Below are 18,875 nucleotides of genomic sequence, written 5' to 3'. Positions count from 1 at the left end.
ACATGCCAGCCCCGTTGATAAGTAGACTTACTGTTTCACGGTACCGGGATGGCGGCCGCTGGTACAGGGGTCAGGGATTTCCTCCCGCCCGGACCTTCGTAGCCTTCACCCCGCTGCTGGCCAGGTGCTCATACATGAGTTCCAGCACTTCCGAGGCTCTTTTGTTCAGCCGCCGCGACTCATCCAGCGCCCGGTCCAGCCGGGCCACCTCCGCGCGCAGCTCGGCGATGTCCGCCGCTGCCACGGCCAGCCGCAGGTTGATATCATTCACCGGATTGCTCAAGGGCTCCTTCAAAGCGTCGCTCAGGGGTTCATACATGGCACTGCCCTTTCAGTCGATGGGTGGTACTGCTCAGTCGATGGGTTGGTACGGCGGGATGGTGATGGCCGCGGCCTCGAGCCGGCGCTGCGTTTCTTCGGCAGTCACCGGGGTGCCGAAACTCCGGTACTTGCCCACCGGGACCACCGCGGTGACGAGGGTCCGGCCGTGGATGCGGACCAGGTTGAAGGACCGGGCCCCGTCCCTGCCCTGCATCGCCCCGGCCGGAACCGCGAGGTCCTGGGTGTAGGAGGTGGACGCGGCCACGGACACCGGTATGCCGGCGAACGTCGAAAAAAGGGAGCAGTGCGTGTGCCCGGAGAGGATGCCGATCACGTCACTGCCCTCAAGGACCTGTGCCAGGCCCGTCTGGTTCCGCAGCTCGGACAGCACCGCGAGGTCCTGTACCGGGGGCACCGGCGGGTGGTGGAGCACCAGGAGTGTGCCGTCGTCGGCCGGCGTTTCCAGCTCCGCCGCCAGCCAGCGCAGCTGGTCCTCATCGATCTCGCCGTGGTGGAAGCCCGGGATGGAGGAATCCAGCACCAGCACCCGGAGGCCGCCCAGGTCATACCGGCGGTCCACCGGCCCGGGCCGCGGCTCCTCGTCCAGCATGATGCGCTGGAAGTTGGTGCGATCATCGTGGTTACCCATGGCCCAGATGATCCGTGTACCAATCCGTGCGGCATAGGCGTCGCAGACGGTCTTCAGCTGCCGGTACGCCTCGGCCTTGCCTTTATCCGTGAGATCCCCGGAGACGATGATGGCTTCAGGTTCCATCATGGTTCCCTCGATGGCGTCCAGGACCTGTACCAGCCCCGGCTTCGGATCCATCTCCCCATACAGCAGCCCCTCCGCGACGAAGTGCGGATCAGTAATGTGGACCAGCACATGGTTGGGAGCGGGGTATTCCGCCTGGAGGATCTGCATCAAAGGCCTTTCAGCTGGTCCCAATACGGCGGTTTGCAACGCATGAGGATCCGCTGACGGGCTCTGCTTGCCGCCGAAGTGAACAACATAATAAGCACGCTTATAAAACCGGGGGAAGAGTTTCCCGGCGACGCGCCGGCACTCGCCGGTGCGCCGGCCCGGAAATACCGGGAATTAGCGAACACTATTGGGTCTTTTTGATTGGGCCGGCCGGGCTTACGGTAGAGCCACGGAGCCGCCCGCCCCGGGTGGCCGGCCAAGGAGGACTTTCCAATGACAACGCACGTCGCGGACTGCAGCGTAACGAACTGTTCCTTTAACGACCATACGAACTGCAACGCCGCCGCCATCACCGTGGGCGGCGCCGAGAACCACGCCCACTGCGCCACGTTCATCGAGACCGGCCTGCACGGCGGCCTGCCCAAGGTCCTCGCCGACGTCGGAGCCTGCCAGCGCAGCGAGTGCATCCACAACAACCATCTGATGTGCAATGCACCCGAAGTCCACGTTGGCCCCGGCCGGGACAACGCCGACTGCCTCACCTACTCGCACGCCTAGGACACACTGGCTGAAGGCTCCGGAGCGCCCGGGTGGCAACGCCCCCGGGCGCTCCGTTGCTGCCCGGTACAGCCATGCGGCTTCGGCCGCTTCCACCAGCCGCCGTCCACCTGCTGTACAAACCCCTGCCACCGCGAGTAGATTCGGAATGTGACGGGAATCATGGCCCGTCCTCCAGGCCACCTCTGCACAGGCCGTCGGAGCAGCTGCTGTAGCCCAACGGCGGCACACTTGCAGAAGCGAAAGATCCCTACCGTGGCGACATCGCATTTCCAGCAGTTCCTGGAAGAAGCAACCATTTTCGATCCCTCCAGCGATTCCACGCTGGGTCCTGACTGCCTTTACGGCCTCTACGTCAGCTGGGCAACACTTCACGGGATGACCCCGAAGTCCGATCAGGCCTTCCGCGCCGGCATGCACCGGTGCGGGGTGGATGTCCTCAACAGCCGGCTGCACATGACGGGCCCCGCGGCTGCCGACTACATCCTCAGCAGCTACCCGGCGGTGGCGTGATGTCAATCCATCCGGACCGCTACCGCCCCCGCAACATCCCGGACGTGCTGGTCTGCGACGGGCAGTACATGCACTGCGGCGAGCCCATGGCTGCCGCGGGTGCCGAAATGCGCAGCATCCGCGGCACCTACAACAGCAGGCAATTGCCCGAGACGCTGAGCGTCTACCTAGCCACCAGGGTGCTGCGCTGCGCCTGTGGTTTCCAGATGGAGATCCCGGACCAGAGACCCGCGGTGTTGGAATGACCAAGCTCCCCCTGGATGATCTCACCGCGGCCACCGCGCGCATCCAGGGATTGCTGCTCAGCGAGGAGAAGGTGGACCGTGCCGTTTCGCGCCTGGCCCGGGCCATTAAGGAATCCATGCCCGGAAATCCGGGAACCGGGATTTCACTGCTGGATGCCAGTGGAAGGCGCACCAGCAGCGCTTCCACCGACGCCCTGGTGGAGCAGACGGACGCCGCCCAGTACGCACTGGGCGAGGGTCCCTGCATCACGGCGTGGGCCTCTGAGGAAGTGGTCATTATTGACGATGTCCACACGGACGGGCGCTGGCCGCGCTGGCGGGATGCCGTCCTCAGTATGCCCGTCCGCTCCGTGGTGAGCACGCCGTTGATTGCCGGGAAGGAAGCGCTGGGGGCGCTGAAGATCTACTCCGCCCTGCCCGGGCAGTATGACGAGTCCACCGGCCGGGTCCTGAGCCTGTTCGCCGGCACGGCCGCCACCCTCCTGGCGCACATCCAGGGCACCGAAGCGCCGCTGAAGATGACGGAAAGCCTCAAGGCCACAGCGTCCAGCCGGGACCTCATCAACCGCGCCTGCGGCATGTTGATGGAGCGGCACGGCATCAGCTACGAGCAGGCGCTGCAGGAAATGATCCAAAACGCGCGGGCGGCAGGTGCCACCCTGGTTGAGGTCGGCGAAGAGCTGGTCACCAGGGTGCCGCCTGCGGAACGGTAAGGGGTGCAGCCGTGGGTTTCGATCCACATGAACCGGAGCAGCGCAGCCAGCTCAAGGCCGCCATGTCTGCCGCTGACATTACTGTGGGCGAGTTATGGTTGCGGTATTTCAGCATGAGCGGCAGCGCTGGGGAATATGAGGTCCATGCCTACCTGCAGGGCCTCATTTCCCTGCCCGTCACCCAGCGGGATCTGCTGGCGCTTGCCTGCAATGAGATCATCGCGGAGACACCCCCGCTGTACGCTCCTTACGCGGACCAGATCGTCGGCGCCGAGCAGGACGACGTCCCTTCAGGTGAGGTACGACGGCGGGAGGCGCCGCCGTCGTAATCATCCCTTCGCGTCACACGTCGAAGTGGGTGGTGACCGTGGGGTTGTCCGTCACCGAGGCGATGACCGAGGCGGCAAGGTCGCGGAGCTTGATGTTGCGCGTGCTGGAGGCCCGCTTGAGGATGGCCATCGCTGTTTCCTGGCTGCAGCGGTTCTGGGCCATGATGGCGCCGGCGGCCAGGTTGATGGTGGTGCGCGACACCATGGCTGCGGCGAGGTCGTCCCGGGCATCGGTCAGCTGGGCGATGCGGAGCGCCAGCCTCAGCGACGAGCTTCCCTGGACGGCAAAGCTCTCCGCCCGGCCGATCGCTTCACCGGAGAACGCGTGCCTGCGTGCCGAATAGAGGTTCAGGGCCGCCTGGAACTCGCCGCCTCCACGGAACGGCACTGCCAGCATGGACCCGAGCACGTTGTGGTTCACGGCGGCCACATACTCCGGCCACCGGTGTTCGGTCTCCAGGTCCGGGACGTGGACTGTGGCGTTCTCCCGGAGGCTTGACAGGCAAGGCCCGTCCAGGAAGGCGTACTGGAGCTCATCCATGGCGAGGGCACGCGCATCGCTGCTGCCCGCCGTCGCAGCCTTCTTGCGCCGCACTACCGTGACCGAGCATGAGACGTCCTGCGCGGAGGACGACAGGTCGGCGGCAGCAGCCACCGCAAGTTCGTGGAGGAACTCCTCCACGTGGGAGCTGCTGAGCACCAGATCGTCCAGATGTACGCGGATTGATTCCGCAGTTATGTTTTCAGCCATGGCAGGCTTCCTGGTCATGCCCTGCGCGGGCCGCCCCCACGGGCCAAAAGCCGGGACCGTCACCGCCCGAAACCGTGCGGCCCTTCCAGCCTACGCCCCATGAGTGGTCCCGCACCCGCCCTGCTCCCCCCGACTACGGCTGCCCAGAACGGGTACGGGATTGTTAACCGTCCCCCACCAGCCGAGGCAGGCATCCATGACTTCCCTTCCCAAGGCCAGCGTCCGTGACACCGCCGGCTTCCTCCTGGACGTTTTCATTCCGACGGCGGCAAAAGGTCCCCTGCTCCGCCGGCCCCGCGCTGAGGCCTTGGCCGAGCGGCTGAAGCTGGACCAGCGGGCGGTCCGGCGGATGCAGGAGCTGGACCGGAAGTATCCGGAGGGTCCGCTGCTCCTCCGGCTGCCGGTCCGGAACCAGGCCGTGATCCTCCGGCCCGGGCACCTGCACGCCGTCCTGACCCAGTCCCCCGATCCGTTCTCGCCCGCGAGCAGCGAAAAGCGCGGCGCCCTGGCCCACTTCGAGCCGCGCAACGTCCTGGCCTCCACCGGCGCCGAGCGGACGGTCCGCCGGGCGCTGCACGAGCAGGCACTGGACACCTCCAGCCCGGTGCACCGGTTCGCTGACACCCTCCTGCCGGTGGTCCGGGAGGAGGCGGACGCCATGCTGGCCGCGGCCCAAGCCAAGGGCGTCCTGGACTGGGAAGTGTTCAGCCGGTGCTGGCAGCGTGCCGTCCGGCGCATCGCCTTTGGTGACTCCGCCCGTGATGACCAGGACCTGACGAAGATGCTGACCAGGCTGCGCAAGGATGCCAACTGGTCTGTGCTGAAGCCGCGGCGCACAGGGGTCCGGGACGAATTCCTGCGTCGCGTCCAGGAACGTATAGACACCGCGGAGCCCGGCAGCCTGGCATCTGTCATGCGCAGCAGGCCGGAGCCTGATGCGGCTGCGCCACAAGACCAGGTGCCGCAGTGGCTGTTCGCGCTGGAGACATCGGGGATGGCGGCGATCCGCGCCCTGGCCCTGCTGGCCACGCATCCCAACCAGGCACTGCTGGCTTCGGAGGAAATCACCAACGACAGCACCGGGGGCAGGCACCTCCCCTTCCTGCGGGCCACGGTGCTCGAGTCCGTGCGGCTGTGGCCCACCACGCCGATGATCCTGCGGCAGACCACGCGCGAGGTCAGCTGGGACACCGGAACCATGCCAGCGAAGTGCGGGGTCCTGATCTTCGTCCCGTTCTTCCACCGGAACCATCACCGGCTCCCGCAGGCAGACCGGTTCGATCCGGCGCTCTGGCTCCGCGATGACGACCAGGAGGACTGGGGCGTGGTCCCCTTCAGCGCCGGCCCGGTCAGCTGCCCGGGCCGCCAGCTGACCCTGCTGCTCACCAGCGCCCTGCTGTCCTGCCTGCTGAAGGACACAGCGTTCACCTTCCAGGACGGCCACCGGCTGTCCCCCGGCCGGCCCATGCCGGGAGAGCTCAACCCCTATTCCCTGCGGTTCACTCCCACTGTCAGGGCAGGGGTTTAGGGCGGGGCACGACGGCGTAGCGCCGGTTCGCCAGCACCGGCACCCGGCTGCGCACCTGCTCCAGCCGGTCCCCGCTGAGGTCCGCCAGCACCAGCCCCGGCTCCTCGCCTGCGTTGGCGATGACCACCCCCGCCGGGTCCACCGCCATGGAGTAGCCGGTGGCCAGCGGTCCCGCCTGGTTGGCGGCCAGGACGTAGGCCGTGTTTTCGATGGCCCGTGCCTTGAGGAGGGTAGTCCAGTGGTCCTCCTTGCCCGGCCCGCGGATCCACATCGCCGGAACCAGCAGGACGTCCGCACCGCCATCTACGGCCGAACGGGCGCTTTCCGGAAAACGAAGGTCGTAACAGGTGAACGCGCCGAACCGGAAGCCGCCCAGCCGGAACACCAGCGGCTCCTCGGGGTTGCCCGCCGAAATTCCATCGCTTTCCCGGTAGCCGAAGGCATCGTAGAGGTGGACCTTGCGGTAGCAGCCGAGGAGATCGCCACTGCTGTCCATGGCCACCAGGGTGTTATACGGAAGCCGGCCCGGCCCCTTCTCGTACATTCCCACCACCACCGCGATCCCGTGCCGCTTGGCCTGGGTTGCGATGGCAGACACGAAGGGCCCGTCCAGGTCCTCCGCAACGGCGGCTACCGCGCCTGCACCCCCGCTGGTGGCAAAGAGGCTGGACTCGGGGAGCACCACCAGCTCCGCCCCCGCCCCTGCAGCCGACTCGATCAGCAAGCCCGCCGCCGTCGTATTTTCAGCGGGGTCCGTACCTGCGCTGAACTGGCCCAACGCCACCTTCATGGCTGCCCCTCCTGCCCGAAAACCATTTGCTGTCCCTGCTCTCCACGGCCGGGCTCCGGCCTCTTCCCATAGCATCCTCCCCGGGTTACTGTTGGCACACAACCGTCCGGCCAGGGGCTGGAGCGGCGGGCTCAAGCAGTTGGGCCTCTGGAGGCACTCCGGAGGGAGCATGGTGGGCGCCAAACCCTTAAAGAAGCATGTACGACGGCGGGTAACCGCCCTGCTCACGGGCCTCGGGGTCCTGGCGGCACTGACGTCCTGCAGTGCCGAAGTCCAGCGCGGCTTCCTTCCCGGCGAGCGGGACACCACGGACAACACTCCCCTGATCACCGACCTGTGGGTCAATTCCTGGATCGCTGCGGTCATCATCGGGATCATCACCTGGGGCCTGATGATCTGGGTGATCGTTGCCTACCGGCGCCGGAAGAACACGGTGGGGTTCCCGGTGCAGATGAGCTACAACCTGCCGCTGGAGGTCTTCTACCTCTCCGTGCCGCTCATGATCGTGGGCGTCCTCTTTATCTTTACCGACCGGGAGCAGCGGGCCATCGACACCCGGGACCCCAATCCCGACGTGATCATCGATGTCCGCGGCAAGCAATGGTCCTGGGACTTCGGCTACGTCAAGGAAGACGTGCATGAAGATCCCGGGGTCCAGGCACACCTGAACGGCGAGTTCGGCACCCCGGACCGGCTGCCCACCCTGTACCTGCCGGTGGGGAAAACCGTGGAACTGCAACTGAACTCCCGCGATGTCCAGCACTCGTTCTGGGTGGTGCAGTTCATGCAGAAGCGCGACATGTACCCGGGCGAAAACCAGTACCACCGGTTCATCAACCTCACGCCCACCCGCACCGGCGAATTCACCGGCAAATGCGCGGAGCTGTGCGGTGAGTACCACTCCGAGATGCTCTTCAGGGTCCGGGTGGTGAGCCAGCAGGAGTACGACAACCACATCGCCGAACTCCGGGCCCGGGGCAACACCGGCATCCTGGGTGACGAATTCGACCGGAACCCGGCACGGCCGGCCCTGGAAGAGGCACAGCAAAGGACGGAACCGTAATGACCACCACCCAGAACACGGGCGTCACCTCGGCCACCGCGGCACCGTCAACGGTCAGGCGGCCCAAGGGCAGCATCGTGGTCAGCTGGATCACCTCCACGGACCACAAGACCATCGGGTACATGTACCTGATCGCGTCCTTTGTGTTCTTCCTCCTGGCTGGCGTGATGGCGCTGCTGATCCGGGCGGAGCTGTTCCAGCCCGGCATGCAGATCCTGCAGACCAAGGAGCAGTACAACCAGCTGTTCACCATGCACGGCACGCTCATGCTGCTGATGTTCGCCACCCCGCTGTTCGCCGGGTTCGCGAATGTCATCATGCCGCTGCAGATCGGCGCCCCGGACGTGGCGTTCCCGCGGTTGAACGCGCTGGCTTTCTGGTTCTTCCTGTTCGGCTCCACCATCGCGACCGCGGGGTTCATCACGCCGCAGGGTGCTGCCTCGTTTGGCTGGTTCGCCTATGCCCCGCTGTCCAACACCACCTTCACGCCGGGGATCGGCGGTGACCTGTGGGTGTTCGGGCTGGCGCTGTCCGGCTTCGGAACCATCCTGGGCTCGGTCAACTTCATCACCACCATCATCTGCATGCGCGCTCCGGGCCTTACGATGTGGCGGATGCCGATCTTCACGTGGAACACCCTGGTCACCGGCATCCTGGTGCTGATGGCTTTCCCGCCGCTGGCCTCTGCGCTGTTCGCGCTAGGGGCCGACAGGAAGTTCGGTGCCCACATCTTCGATCCCGCCAACGGCGGCGCCATCCTCTGGCAGCACCTGTTCTGGTTCTTCGGCCACCCCGAGGTGTACATCATCGCGCTGCCGTTCTTCGGCATTGTGTCCGAGATCTTCCCGGTCTTCAGCCGCAAGCCGCTGTTCGGTTACAAGGGCATCGTGTACGCCACCATCGCCATCGGTGCCCTCTCCGTGACGGTGTGGGCCCACCACATGTACGTCACGGGTGCGGTGTTCCTGCCGTTCTTCGCGTTCATGACCATGCTGATCGCAGTGCCCACCGGCGTGAAGTTCTTCAACTGGATCGGCACCATGTGGGGCGGCTCCATCACCTTCGAGACCCCCATGCTGTGGAGCATCGGGTTCCTGGCGACGTTCCTTTTCGGCGGCCTGACCGGGATTATCCTGGCCGCCCCGCCGCTGGACTTCCACGTGTCCGACTCCTACTTCGTGGTTGCCCACTTCCACTACGTGGTGTTCGGCACCGTGGTGTTCGCGATGTTCGCCGGATTCTATTTCTGGTGGCCCAAGTTCACCGGCACCATGCTGAACGAGCGCCTCGGCAAGATCCACTTCTGGATGCTGTTCCTGGGCTTCCACGCCACCTTCCTCATCCAGCACTGGCTGGGTGTGCTGGGTATGCCCCGCCGCTATGCGGACTACATGCCGGAGGACAATTTCACCCTGATGAACCAGTTCTCCAGCTTCGGCTCCTACCTCCTGGGCGCATCGATGATCCCGTTCCTGTGGAACGTCTACCACACCTGGCGGACCGGCAAGAAAGTCACGGTGGATGATCCCTGGGGCTTCGGCGCCTCGCTGGAATGGGCCACGTCCTGCCCGCCGCCGCGCCACAACTTCACCTCGCTGCCGCGGATCCGGTCCGAGCGGCCGGCCCTGGACCTGCACCATCCCGAGCTGAGCGTACGTGAACACGCGCCGGTGCATGGCGTCGCAGCGGATGTCCTGGGTGCGGCGGACATCGGCGAGCGGGACGTCCGCAGCCCGGACCCGAACCAGTAGCGACACACCAACGCGGGGTCACTCCCGGCCCAATTCCGACAGTTTATCGGGCCGGGAGTGACCCCGCGTTGTGGTTAGTTGGACGGGTTTTCCCGTTTGCCCTGCCGGAACAGGAGCCAGCCCGCCGCAACCAGGAGCACACTCAGGCCCAGGAACCCCAGATCCCAGGCCAGCGGCCCGCCCAGATCGTCCCGCACGTGATGGATTTGCAGCAGTTGGTGGTTGACCAGTCCCTCGACGACGTTGAACACGCCCCAGCCAGCCAGCACCAGGCCGGTGTGGAACCGCCAGCTCGCCGACAGCCGCCCCTGCCGCCGGGCCCGGACCGTGAGGACGGCGGCGGCCACGACCAGCACCCACATGGCGCTGTGGAAGAGTCCGTCGGCCATGGTGTTCAGCTCCAGCCCGGCCACGGTTTTGGTGTTGCCGCTTTCGGTGTGGCTGAGCATGTGGTGCCACTGCAGCAGCTGGTGCAGCACGATGCCGTCGACGAAGCCGCCCACGCCCATCCCGAACAGGAACGCGGGCGCCGCGGCAGGTGGCATGGCCCGCCCGGTGGGCCTGGCCGATGAGCTGTGGGCTTCCTGTGCCATTCTGTTCCCCCTCGCCTGGTGAGTCCTTCCACCCAGTCCCTACCCGCCGTCGGACGCGCTAACCGCCGTGGGCCCCCAGGAGAACCTAGCCGAGGAGTCCCAGCACGACGCCCCCAGCCGCGGCGACCAGGACCACGGCCCACGGCGGCGTCTTCCAGGCAATCAGCAGCACGAAGCACACGAGGCCCAGGCAAAACGCGCCCGGCCCCGTGATCGCCGTGGTGAACACCGGGTTGTAGAGGGCCGCGGCGAGGATCCCCACCACGGCAGCGTTCGCACCGTGCATCAGCGCCTGGGCCTGCGGCCTTGACCGGAACCTGTTCCAGAACGGCAGCACGCCGGTCAGGAGGAGGAAACCGGGCAGGAAGATCCCGGCCAGTGCGATGGCGGCGCCGGCAACGCCTCCCGGGCCAAAGGCGGAAAGCGTGCCCAGGTAGGCGGCGAACGTAAACAGGGGCCCCGGCACTGCCTGCGCCGCACCGTAGCCGGCCAGGAACTGTTCGGAGGTGACCCAGCCGGGGTCCACCACGCCTGACTGCAGGAGGGGCAGGACAACGTGCCCGCCGCCGAAGACCAGTGCCCCCGCACGGTAAAACGCGTCAAACAGGGTGACGCCCGCCGAACCCGCGGCTGGCGCCAGCAGGGGCAGCCCCAGCAGCAGGGCAAGGAACAGGACCAGGCAGACGGTTCCGGCCATCCTGCTGACAGGGAACCGCATCATCCCCGTGACATCGCCCGTTCCTGCCCGGCAGACAACCAGCCCGGCCAGGGCGCCGATGAGGATGGCGGCAATTTGGCCGAGCGACCCGGCCAGCAGGATCGCGGCCAGCGCCGCCACTACAGCAATCGTGGCCCGCTCCCGGTCTGGGGTCAGGGCTTTCGCCATCCCCCACACGGCCTGGGCAACGATGGCGACAGCGACGATTTTCAGGCCCGTGAGGATGCCCGATCCAACGGCTCCCTGGAACAGCGAGGCGCCGGCGGCGAATGCCACCAGCAGGGCCGCCGAGGGCAGGGTGAAGGCCACGAATGCAGCGAGGGCACCAAGGGGACCGGCGCGGTGCAGGCCCATCCCGAATCCCACCTGGCTGGAAGCGGGGCCGGGGAGGAACTGGCACAACGCCACAAGGTCCGCGTATTCCTTGTCGTCCACCCATTTGCGGCGTTCCACCAGCTCGTCGCGGAAGTAGCCCAGGTGGGCGATGGGCCCGCCGAAGGACGTGAATCCCAGCTTCAGGAAAACCCGGAAGACTTCCCACGCCGAGCCCCGGGCGGTGGCCGTCGCGGGGCTGCCGGCAGCAGCCGTCACAGGGCTGCCACGAGCCCGGCCGCACGTTCCAGGGCGCCCGGGACGATGGAGTAGTAGGCCCAGGTGCCCCGCTTCTCGCGGTGCAGCAGGCCGGCGTCCACCAGGATCTTCAGGTGGTGCGAGACCGTGGGCTGGCCTAGGTCGAGGGGTTCGGTCAGGTCGCAGACGCAGCGTTCACCGGACTCCCCCGCCTTGACGAGCGAGAGCAGGCGCAGGCGGTTCGGGTCGGACAGCGCCTTGAAGACCAGCGCCGCTTCCTTCGCCTCCTCTGCCCCCAAGGCCGGGCCGGCCGGCGGGCAGCACGCAGGGTCCAGCAACGGATCAAGTGTCTGCGAAGCGTTCATACCTCCCATTATGCCGCTGCATTGACGCTCATCAATGTTTGACCCCGCATCCGGGTGGGGGCTGGAGGATCATGCTGGCAAGGGCGTAGAATCCGTCCGCCCAGTAACTCCAAAGGAGACCTCCATGACGAACGAACAGTTGATCATTATCGGGTCCGGTCCGGCGGGGTACACCGCTGCCATCTATGCCGCCCGGGCGGGTTTGGAACCTTTGGTGCTGGCGGGTTCGGTGACCGCGGGCGGCGCACTGATGAACACCACCGAGGTGGAGAACTTTCCGGGGTTCCCGGGCGGGATCCAGGGGCCGGAGCTGATGGACGGGCTGCAGGAACAGGCCGAGAAGTTCGGCGCGAAGGTAATGTTCGACGACGTCACGTCCGTGAATCTGAAGGGTCACCTGAAGACCGTGGTCACCGGGGCCGGGGAAACCCACCAGGCGCCGGCAGTGATCCTGGCTACCGGTTCGGCCTATAAGGAACTGGGTTTGCCGGAGGAGAAGAAGCTCAGCGGCCATGGGGTGTCCTGGTGCGCCACCTGCGACGGGTTCTTCTTCCGGGAACAGGACATCGTCGTGGTGGGCGGCGGTGATTCGGCGATGGAGGAAGCGACGTTCCTGACCCGGTTCGCGAAGTCCGTGACCGTCGTCGTCCGCCGCGAGGAGCTCCGCGCCTCCCGCATCATGGCGCAGCGGGCCAAGGACAACCCGAAGATCAGCTTCGCCTGGAACTCCGCCGTCACGGCCATCCACGGCGACGGGAAGGTGACGGGCGTGACCCTCACTGACACCCGCTCCGGGGAAACCCGCCAGCACGCCGCGACCGGGATCTTCGTGGCGATCGGCCACGTCCCCCGCACCGAACTGGTAGCCGGGCAGGTGGACCTGGACGCTGAGGGCTACATCAAGGTGGATTCCCCCACCACGGTCACCAACATCTCCGGGGTCTTCGCCTGTGGCGACGCCGTGGACCACCGCTACCGCCAGGCCATCACCGCTGCCGGAACCGGGTGCGCCGCGGCCCTGGACGCCGAACGCTACCTCGCCGCCCTGGACGATGCGGACAGCATCGCCACGGCATTGGTCGAAGAACCAACCCACGCCTAGAAACCAGGAATGCGGAGGGTTCGGCCCGGCCAAAATGCTTGGCCCGCCCCACGTTCATAAGTACACTTAGCATATTCACCGGGCGGGCTGGGGCCTTCAGTTTCGCTCCCCACGAGGGAGCCTGCGATGGCACGAAGGCGGCAACCATGCACCGAGACCGGCAGCCCACCCGCAACATCTGCGCTGAAGTGGCACATCTGGGCCTGCAGCTGCAGGCCATGGAGATTATTGACGAGATTCTCAGTGGAACCGAGCCCTGCGAAGCGGACGTCCGGAGCTCATTGACCTGGCATGTGGAGCACAATCCCGGCCAGCCGCAACGCGCACTCCTGATGCACATGCTGAACCTCCGCCGCAGTGGTCACAGCTGACACAGAAAAAACACCCTCCTGAAACACTCCGGCAACCTCGCCACGGCAAGCTGTGCATACGGGGATACAACAGCAGGAGGCAGCCATGGAGGCACAACGAGTCAGTACCGGTCAGCTCCGCATCGGAGACCACATCGAGGCGTGGCACAGGGGCAAGCTGTTCCACCGGGGCCGGGTGACCGACGTCGTACCCGCGCTTGAACTGTTCTGGATACTGGACGCGAGGACCGGTACGCGGAAGCTGCTGGACCCCGAAGCCCTGGAGATCCGGCACGTGGAGGACCCGGCCCAGCCGCTTACCCGGCTATCACCGGCATAAACCCGGGGCGGCCGGGGTACGGTCAGTGCTAGGAATGATGCCATTGCGGCAGCAACCACAAGTAAGGAGCACACCGTGATTGGATTTATCGTTGCCGGCCTGATCATCGGCGCCCTGGCCCGCCTTATCAAACCCGGCAAGCAGAACCTTGGGCTGCTCGCCACCCTCCTGCTGGGCCTTGTTGGCTCGGTGATCGGCGGCGTGGTGGCGTCACTGCTGGGGACCGGGGACATCTTCGAGCTGAACTTCCTGGGCTTCATCGTGGCCGTCATCGCCTCGGTGCTCCTGGTGGGCACGGCAGAAGCAGTCGCCGGCCGCCGGAAGTCCGTGCGGCGCTGACCTAACCAACGCGACTAGAGCAACGCGGGGTCACTCCCGGCCCAATCCGAGGCGAATGTTGGGCAAGGAGTGACCTCGCGTTGCTGTTGTCAGGGGCGGTTTTGGTAGACGTCCGGGATTCCGTCCCGGTCCGCGTCCACCTTTTCCAGCTCCTCGGCGGCGCGGTACTGGCGGTTCCTTGTGCGCAGCACCACTGTGGCCAGCAGGGCGGCAAGCAGGGACGCCGTGAGGATTCCCACCTTGGCGTGGTCGTCATGCAGGCTTCCGTGGCCGAAGCTGAGCTCGGCCACCAGCAGTGACACCGTAAAGCCGATGCCGGCCAGGAGCGCCACACCAAACACGTCAATCCACTTGAATGAGCTGTCCAGGCTGGCCCTGGTGGCCTTCGTCAGGACCCAGGTGGTGCCCAGGATGCCGATCGGCTTGCCCAGCACCAGGCCAACGATGATGCCCAGGGCCACCGGGTCCGTGAGAGCCGAGCGCAGGCCTTCCCAGCCGCCAACGGCCACGCCGGCGGAGAAGAACGCGAAAATGGGGACGGCGATGCCGGCGGAGATGGGCCGGAACCGGTGCTCAAAGATTTCGGCCAGTCCCGGGCCGGACCCGGGGCCGCCGCCGGCACGCGAGCGGATCACCGGGACGGCAAAGCCCAGCAGCACACCGGCCACCGTGGCGTGGATGCCCGAGGCATGCACCAACGCCCACACGACAACTCCCAGCGGCAGCAGGATGAACCAGGCCGCGGCCGCCTTGCGCCCGAAGAAATGCCGGTACTTCTGGGCCAGGAAGGTGTACAGCGCCAGCGGAACCAGGGCCAGGAGCAGGGGCGTGACCTGGATGTCCGTGGTGTAGAAGAACGCGATGATGCTGATGGCGATGAGGTCGTCCACCACGGCCAGTGTCAGCAGGAAGATCCGCAGTGCGCTGGGCAGGTGGGAACCGATGATGGCCAGCACCGCAACAGCAAAGGCGATGTCCGTGGCGGTGGGGATAGCCCAGCCGCGGAGCGTCTCCGGGCTGGTGAGATTCACGACGGCGTAGATCGCCGCCGGGACCACCACGCCTCCCGCGGCGGCGGCGACGGGGACGATCGACTTGCTGATCTGCCGCAGGTCCCCGGCCACGAATTCGCGCTTGAGTTCCAGGCCAACGAGGAAGAAGAAGATGGCCAGCAGCCCGTCGGCCGCCCACGCACCCAGGCTCAGCTCAAGGTGCCAGGGCTCGTAACCCACCTTGAAGTCGCGAAGCGCGAAGTAGCTGTCCGATGCCGGGGAGTTGGCCCAAACCAGTGCGATCACCGCCGCGATCACCAGGAGGGCGCCGCCCACGGTTTCCTTGCGGAGGATCTCGCCGATGCGCAGTGCTTCGGCATAGGAGCCGCGGGACAGGATCGTGGATCCGCGGGGAGCGGCTGGCGGCGGTGTTGATGGCGGCGTGGAGCTCATGAAGGCGTCCTAACATGTGGAGTCGACAAAATCATGCCGACCAGACTTCCCGGCGCACCTTCCGTCCATAGTACGGGCCCTGCCGCCGGCATGAAAATGCCGGATCACGGAAGCGCCGCGGGGGGCAGTGCCGACGGTTCCGGCTAGCTCGCCCGGCGCCGGCCCGCTGGAGAGACCCGGCCCTCGGCCTGGATGGCCCTGACGGCGGTGTCCAGATAGGTCCGGGTTTCCGTGGAGTTGGCCAGCTGCACCAGCTCCGCCGCCACCACTACCAGCTTGACGTTCCGGTGGCTGCTGGTGCTCACGAGCACCTTGAACGCCTCATCGGCCCCCATCTTCAGCTGGCCCATCAGGATGCCGCGGGCCTGGTCAATGATGCTGCGGGTGGACGTGGCACCGAGGACGGCGTCGCGGGCGATCTGCTCCGTTTCGCGCTGCAAGGTGGTGGTGAGGTCCACCATGACCCCTTCGATCACGGTGACCACGCCTTCATCGTTCATGATTCCGTCGCCGGAGGTGAGTACCCGCCGGGTCCGTCCGCGGGCGTCAATGATGCGGTGGTACATGCAGAAGTAGCCGCCGGTCTGCGCCACCTGGGCCACGATGGCCTCGCACCTGGGCCGGTCCTCCGGGTGCTTGTGGGCGTACAGCAGGTCCAGGGTGGGGACCACCTCGCCCCGCTGGTATCCGTGCAGCTGGTACATGCCGTCCGACCAGTGGATCTTCATCCCGTCCATGTCCACATGAAAAGTCCCCGCAACGCATTCGTTGTCACCAAGGGCACTCGAAAACGTATAAGGGCCGTTCAGGTCAGTCACGGGGCCACCTCCATGTAGCATCCAGCGCGCCCGCAGCAGGCCTGGTGGCTCCGTGGGCGTTCCTACCAGTATGGCCGGAGCGGGCCGCAGTGGATAGGGCCGGACGCCCGCATGACGGGAACAACCGCCAGATGCACGCGAATCAGAGCCTTGACTACCATACCCCCCGGGGGTATATTCAAGGTGTTGTCAGTGAACTGGTATGTCCCGGCCGGTGCCCCCCACCGCCTTCACAGCCGTTCAACCCCAGCACCCATTAATCCTGCTTTAAGGAATGGAACTGACATGAACATCGAGAACCGCACCACCCTCCCCCTGGCTTCCTCCTCCGGTTGCAGCTGCTGTTCACCCGCAGCCCACGCACCCAAGGCCCCTGCCGCCGTCGTCATCCCCCGCGCCGCCGCCGAAACACCCGACGCCGACACCCCCGCCCCGACGCTCTCTCACCTTCCGCAATAATCCGGGCGGCCCTCTCTCACTTTTCGCAGTGATCCGGCCGACGCTCTCTCACCTTCCGCGTCGCTTCTGACAGCCGCGACTGTCCTCCGAGGAGGAAACCATGCAAGACCATACCCAGCACCACCATCACGACGACGGCAGCAAGAAGGGCGGGACCCTCACCGAAGCGCACATGTCGTCAGCCCCTGCCGGCCACATGCACGGCGCCCGCCATGCGCAGCACAACGGCGATGACCACACCGTCCATACCGCCGGCCAGCACGCCGGGCACAGCACCGCCATGTTCAAGAACCGGTTCTGGCTCACGCTGGCACTGTCCATACCGGTGGTCTACTTCAGCCCCATGGTGGGCCACATCTTGGGCTACATGGCGCCCATGTTCCCTGGCTCCGCCTGGATCCCGCCCGTCCTGGGCACCGTCATTTTCCTGTACGGCGGGCAGCCGTTCCTCAAAGGCGGGCTGCAGGAGCTGAAGGACCGGCGGCCGGGCATGATGCTGCTGATCGCCATGGCCATCACCGTGGCGTTCGCCGCCTCCTGGATCACCAGCTTGGGCCTCGGCGGCTTTGACCTCGACTTCTGGTGGGAGCTCGCGCTGCTCGTGGCCATCATGCTGCTGGGCCACTGGATTGAGATGCGGGCACTGGGTTCGGCGCAGGGCGCACTGGACGCCCTGGCGGCACTGCTCCCCGATGAAGCCGAACGCGTCACCGAGAGCGGCACCGAAACGGTTCCCGTGTCCGAGCTGCGGCCCGATGACCTTGTCCTGGTCCGCTCCGGTGCACGGATGCCAGCCGACGGGACCGTGGTGGAAGGACAGGCCGAGTTCGACGAGTCAATGATCACCGGCGAGTCCAAGACCGTGGCCCGCGGCCCCGGCGACAAGGTTGTGGCTGGTACGGTGGCCACGGATACCAGTGTCCGCGTGCGGGTGACCGCCGTGGGCGATGACACTGCACTGGCCGGGATCCAGCGCCTCGTGGCGGAAGCCCAGGCCTCGTCCTCGCGGGCCCAGGCCCTGGCTGACAGGGCCGCAGCTTTCCTCTTCTACTTCGCCACCGTGGCCGGCGTCCTGACCTTCATCGCCTGGACCCTGCTGGGCAGCGTCCCGGAGGCGGTCACGCGCACCGTCACCGTGCTGGTGATCGCCTGCCCGCACGCCCTGGGCCTGGCCATTCCGCTGGTCATCGCCATCTCCACCGAACAGGCAGCCCGGGCCGGCGTGCTGATCAAGAACCGGATGGCGCTGGAGCGGATGCGGACCATCGACGTTGTCCTCTTCGACAAGACCGGCACCCTCACCACCGGCGCACCGCAACTTGTGGACATCACCACTGCAGAGGGTGTGGATGCCGACCAGCTGCTGGCCCTGGCCGCCGCGGTCGAGTCCGACAGCGAGCACCCCGTTGCGCGGGCTATCGTCCGTGCAGCGCACCAGCGGAACCTTGAACTGCCCGCCGCCAGCGGTTTCAGCTCACTGACCGGTCGCGGGGTCCGGGCTACTGTGGACGGCCGGACCGTTCACGTTGGCGGGCCTGCGCTGCTGCGTGAGCTTGCCGCCGTCGAGCCTTCCGCCTTGGCCACCACCACCCGCGGGTGGATGGACCGGGGTGCCGCCGTCCTGCATGTGATGGACGACGGCGGCCGCGTGCTGGGGGCGGTCAGCCTGGAGGATGCGGTGCGGGCGGAGTCGCGGCAGGCCGTTGCGGCGCTGCAGAACCGCGGCATCAAGGTGGCCATGGTCACCGGCGACGCCCGGCAGGTGGCAGAGGCCGTGGCTGCGGACCTGAAGATCGACGAGGTGTTCGCCGAGGTCCTGCCTGCGGACAAGGACAAGAAGGTGGCTGAACTCCAGGCCCGCGGCCTGAAGGTTGCCATGGTGGGCGACGGCGTCAACGATTCGCCTGCGCTGGCACGGGCCGAGGTGGGCATCGCGATCGGCGCAGGAACCGACGTGGCCATGGAGTCCGCCGGCGTGGTGCTGGCCGGCAACGACCCGCGGGCCGTGCTGTCCATGGTGGACCTGTCCCGGGCGAGCTACCGGAAGATGTGGCAGAACCTGGTGTGGGCCACCGGCTACAACGTGCTGTCCGTGCCGTTGGCCGCGGGCGTCCTGGCTTTCGCCGGGGTGGTCCTCTCCCCCGCGGCCGGTGCCGTGCTGATGTCCGCGTCCACCATCGTGGTGGCGCTGAACGCCCAGCTGCTCCGGCGCCTGAAACTGAACCCCGCGGCGGTACGTTAGACACAACGCCCCATCACCTTCCGCCGCTATTCACGCAACGCCCCATC

General features: G+C 66.6%; 23 protein-coding genes. 14 read left to right on the top strand and 9 right to left on the bottom strand.

The genetic code is table 11. The annotated features are described in order from the left end of the window. Positions 1 to 70: 70 nt before the first annotated feature. The gene (locus AC5RWA_RS01875) at positions 71 to 319 is read right to left on the bottom strand and encodes a hypothetical protein (RefSeq protein ID WP_494056318.1); all 249 of its coding nucleotides are present in this window, start codon (positions 317 to 319) and stop codon (positions 71 to 73) included. A 33-nt stretch (positions 320 to 352) separates the two neighbouring features. Then, positions 353 to 1,246, bottom strand: a complete 894-nt coding sequence (locus tag AC5RWA_RS01870) for a phosphodiesterase (RefSeq protein WP_494056317.1) — start codon at positions 1,244 to 1,246, stop codon at positions 353 to 355. Positions 1,247 to 1,519: 273 nt separating this feature from the next. Here AC5RWA_RS01870 and AC5RWA_RS01865 point away from each other — a divergent pair, with 273 nt between their 5' ends. The 5 genes from AC5RWA_RS01865 to AC5RWA_RS01845 all read left to right on the top strand — a co-directional run bounded on the left by AC5RWA_RS01865 (position 1,520) and on the right by AC5RWA_RS01845 (position 3,604). Next, positions 1,520 to 1,804 (top strand): DUF1540 domain-containing protein, encoded by a 285-nt coding sequence (locus tag AC5RWA_RS01865; protein ID WP_494056316.1) that lies wholly within the window; start codon positions 1,520 to 1,522, stop codon positions 1,802 to 1,804. A gap of 255 nt (positions 1,805 to 2,059) precedes the next feature. Beyond that, positions 2,060 to 2,317, top strand: a complete 258-nt coding sequence (locus tag AC5RWA_RS01860) for a hypothetical protein (protein WP_494056315.1) — start codon at positions 2,060 to 2,062, stop codon at positions 2,315 to 2,317. Further along, entirely contained in the window at positions 2,317 to 2,562 is a 246-nt protein-coding gene (locus AC5RWA_RS01855; protein WP_494056314.1) for a hypothetical protein, read from the top strand. Before AC5RWA_RS01860 ends, AC5RWA_RS01855 begins: the two co-directional genes overlap by 1 nt. After that, positions 2,559 to 3,275 (top strand): GAF and ANTAR domain-containing protein, encoded by a 717-nt coding sequence (locus tag AC5RWA_RS01850; RefSeq protein ID WP_494056313.1) that lies wholly within the window; start codon positions 2,559 to 2,561, stop codon positions 3,273 to 3,275. The genes AC5RWA_RS01855 and AC5RWA_RS01850 overlap by 4 nt, the downstream gene beginning before the upstream one ends. Positions 3,276 to 3,286: 11 nt before the next feature. Next, positions 3,287 to 3,604 (top strand): hypothetical protein, encoded by a 318-nt coding sequence (locus AC5RWA_RS01845; protein WP_494056312.1) that lies wholly within the window; start codon positions 3,287 to 3,289, stop codon positions 3,602 to 3,604. 13 nt (positions 3,605 to 3,617) lie between these two features. Here the strand turns inward: AC5RWA_RS01845 and AC5RWA_RS01840 are convergent, their stop codons facing one another. Further along, positions 3,618 to 4,355 carry a GAF and ANTAR domain-containing protein gene (locus tag AC5RWA_RS01840; protein ID WP_494056311.1) on the bottom strand — a complete coding sequence of 246 codons (738 nt, stop codon included), beginning with the start codon at positions 4,353 to 4,355 and terminating at the stop codon, positions 3,618 to 3,620. 196 nt (positions 4,356 to 4,551) lie between these two features. On the opposite strand from AC5RWA_RS01840, the gene AC5RWA_RS01835 reads away from it, so the two are divergent. Beyond that, positions 4,552 to 5,883 carry a cytochrome P450 gene (locus tag AC5RWA_RS01835; RefSeq protein WP_494056310.1) on the top strand — a complete coding sequence of 444 codons (1,332 nt, stop codon included), beginning with the start codon at positions 4,552 to 4,554 and terminating at the stop codon, positions 5,881 to 5,883. On the opposite strand, the gene AC5RWA_RS01830 is transcribed toward AC5RWA_RS01835, so the two are convergent. After that, on the bottom strand, positions 5,867 to 6,673 hold the full coding sequence (locus tag AC5RWA_RS01830) for a carbon-nitrogen hydrolase family protein (protein WP_494056309.1): 807 nt from the start codon (positions 6,671 to 6,673) through the stop codon (positions 5,867 to 5,869). The genes AC5RWA_RS01835 and AC5RWA_RS01830 overlap by 17 nt on opposite strands. Before the next feature lie 169 nt (positions 6,674 to 6,842). Between AC5RWA_RS01830 and ctaC the strand changes: the two genes are divergently transcribed. Then, positions 6,843 to 7,736 (top strand): aa3-type cytochrome oxidase subunit II, encoded by an 894-nt coding sequence (gene ctaC, locus AC5RWA_RS01825; RefSeq protein ID WP_115525395.1) that lies wholly within the window; start codon positions 6,843 to 6,845, stop codon positions 7,734 to 7,736. Next, entirely contained in the window at positions 7,736 to 9,487 is a 1,752-nt protein-coding gene (gene ctaD / locus AC5RWA_RS01820; protein ID WP_115525396.1) for an aa3-type cytochrome oxidase subunit I, read from the top strand. Before ctaC ends, ctaD begins: the two co-directional genes overlap by 1 nt. A gap of 74 nt (positions 9,488 to 9,561) precedes the next feature. On the opposite strand, the gene AC5RWA_RS01815 is transcribed toward ctaD, so the two are convergent. The 3 genes from AC5RWA_RS01815 to AC5RWA_RS01805 form a co-directional block, all read right to left on the bottom strand. Next, complete coding sequence (locus tag AC5RWA_RS01815; RefSeq protein ID WP_494056308.1) at positions 9,562 to 10,080, bottom strand: DUF2243 domain-containing protein; 519 nt, start codon at positions 10,078 to 10,080, stop codon at positions 9,562 to 9,564. 85 nt (positions 10,081 to 10,165) lie between these two features. Then, positions 10,166 to 11,389: a chromate efflux transporter gene (gene chrA / locus AC5RWA_RS01810; RefSeq protein ID WP_494056307.1), complete on the bottom strand. Its 1,224-nt coding sequence runs from the start codon at positions 11,387 to 11,389 to the stop codon at positions 10,166 to 10,168. Beyond that, positions 11,386 to 11,733: an ArsR/SmtB family transcription factor gene (locus AC5RWA_RS01805; protein WP_275731372.1), complete on the bottom strand. Its 348-nt coding sequence runs from the start codon at positions 11,731 to 11,733 to the stop codon at positions 11,386 to 11,388. Before AC5RWA_RS01805 ends, chrA begins: the two co-directional genes overlap by 4 nt. 124 nt (positions 11,734 to 11,857) lie before the next feature. On the opposite strand from AC5RWA_RS01805, the gene trxB reads away from it, so the two are divergent. The 4 genes from trxB to AC5RWA_RS01785 all read left to right on the top strand — a co-directional run bounded on the left by trxB (position 11,858) and on the right by AC5RWA_RS01785 (position 13,864). After that, complete coding sequence (gene trxB, locus AC5RWA_RS01800) at positions 11,858 to 12,835, top strand: thioredoxin-disulfide reductase (protein ID WP_494056306.1); 978 nt, start codon at positions 11,858 to 11,860, stop codon at positions 12,833 to 12,835. Positions 12,836 to 12,981: 146 nt separating this feature from the next. Continuing rightward, positions 12,982 to 13,206, top strand: a complete 225-nt coding sequence (locus tag AC5RWA_RS01795; RefSeq protein ID WP_115525440.1) for a hypothetical protein — start codon at positions 12,982 to 12,984, stop codon at positions 13,204 to 13,206. Positions 13,207 to 13,291: 85 nt separating this feature from the next. Then, the gene (locus tag AC5RWA_RS01790; RefSeq protein ID WP_494056305.1) at positions 13,292 to 13,525 is read left to right on the top strand and encodes a hypothetical protein; all 234 of its coding nucleotides are present in this window, start codon (positions 13,292 to 13,294) and stop codon (positions 13,523 to 13,525) included. 75 nt (positions 13,526 to 13,600) lie between these two features. After that, entirely contained in the window at positions 13,601 to 13,864 is a 264-nt protein-coding gene (locus AC5RWA_RS01785) for a GlsB/YeaQ/YmgE family stress response membrane protein (RefSeq protein ID WP_494056304.1), read from the top strand. 89 nt (positions 13,865 to 13,953) lie between these two features. Here the strand turns inward: AC5RWA_RS01785 and nhaA are convergent, their stop codons facing one another. Next, a complete protein-coding gene (gene nhaA / locus AC5RWA_RS01780) occupies positions 13,954 to 15,309 on the bottom strand; it encodes a Na+/H+ antiporter NhaA (RefSeq protein ID WP_494056303.1) in 1,356 nt (451 codons plus the stop codon). A 143-nt stretch (positions 15,310 to 15,452) separates the two neighbouring features. Further along, positions 15,453 to 16,127 (bottom strand): PAS and ANTAR domain-containing protein, encoded by a 675-nt coding sequence (locus tag AC5RWA_RS01775; RefSeq protein ID WP_494056302.1) that lies wholly within the window; start codon positions 16,125 to 16,127, stop codon positions 15,453 to 15,455. 285 nt (positions 16,128 to 16,412) lie between these two features. Here AC5RWA_RS01775 and AC5RWA_RS01770 point away from each other — a divergent pair, with 285 nt between their 5' ends. Together AC5RWA_RS01770 and AC5RWA_RS01765 are read left to right on the top strand one after the other, a co-directional pair. After that, positions 16,413 to 16,586: a hypothetical protein gene (locus AC5RWA_RS01770; RefSeq protein WP_494056301.1), complete on the top strand. Its 174-nt coding sequence runs from the start codon at positions 16,413 to 16,415 to the stop codon at positions 16,584 to 16,586. A gap of 100 nt (positions 16,587 to 16,686) precedes the next feature. After that, positions 16,687 to 18,828 (top strand): heavy metal translocating P-type ATPase, encoded by a 2,142-nt coding sequence (locus AC5RWA_RS01765; RefSeq protein ID WP_494056300.1) that lies wholly within the window; start codon positions 16,687 to 16,689, stop codon positions 18,826 to 18,828. The last annotated feature ends 47 nt before the right edge of the window (positions 18,829 to 18,875 follow it).

Source organism: Arthrobacter sp. 210 2, from assembly GCF_059093025.1.
Note: the sequence above shows the minus strand (reverse complement) of the source record. Positions and strands in the feature narration are given on the sequence as shown.